This window comes from Burkholderia sp. Ac-20392, assembly GCF_017104585.1.
GTDB classification, from domain to species: domain Bacteria; phylum Pseudomonadota; class Gammaproteobacteria; order Burkholderiales; family Burkholderiaceae; genus Burkholderia; species Burkholderia lata.
In genome coordinates, this window is record NZ_JAAGPB010001099.1 from 1 (window position 1) to 661 (window position 661).

2 protein-coding genes are annotated in these 661 nt (G+C 70.2%); one reads left to right on the plus strand and one right to left on the minus strand.

The window, feature by feature from the left end:
• Window positions 1–356, minus strand: a 356-nt coding sequence (locus tag G3N99_RS41005; protein ID WP_206125284.1) for a class I SAM-dependent methyltransferase, incomplete at its 3' end; no start/stop codon positions are given.
• Between the two features lie 81 nt (window positions 357–437).
• Here G3N99_RS41005 and G3N99_RS41010 point away from each other — a divergent pair.
• Window positions 438–661, plus strand: a 224-nt coding sequence (locus G3N99_RS41010) for a double zinc ribbon domain-containing protein (protein ID WP_241012111.1), incomplete at its 3' end; no start/stop codon positions are given.

The window sequence follows — 661 nt, forward strand, 5'->3', positions numbered from 1 at the left end:
TCGCGCTGGCCCAGTGCGCGGCCGAGCGAGGCCGGCAGCCAGCGGCGCCAGCTCGTCTGCTCGACCTCGCGCTGCCCTGCTCGCGCGAGCATCGCACCGGACAGGTCGACACCGAACACCGGCGCCTCCGGAAAGCGCGCGCGCAGCGCCGGCAGGTCGTCGCCCGGGCCGCAGCCCGCGTCCAGCACGGCTGTGGGGCTCACCTTGATGTATTCGAGACGCTCGTTCATGCGCTGCGCGATCTCGCGCGGCAGGAACGCGACCGCGTCGAACGTGGCAGCACGGCGGTCGAAGATCCGCCGCAGGCGCCTTGCGTCATTGGCCGGACGGCCGGTTGAAGTCGAAGCTGGGGACATGTCGGGCACACTGGCGAAGAGCCCGAAGTATACTCGCTCGCCCCGCAGGCTTCATTGAGGCGGGGTGCCAGGAGTGTTGCGATGATCCGCAGTTCCGCCGGACGCACGATGCGCGTCGCTTTGTCGCAGGTTCGCGCGCTGGGAGCGCGCGTCGTCGCGCTCGCGCTGCCGAATCGCTGCGCACTGTGCGGCAATTTGTCACACGCCGTGATGTGTGGTGCTTGCGACGCCGCGTACTGGAATGAAGCGCGGCTGCGCTGCGACGTCTGCGCGCTGCCGCTGGGCATCGGGCAACCGCGTTCGCC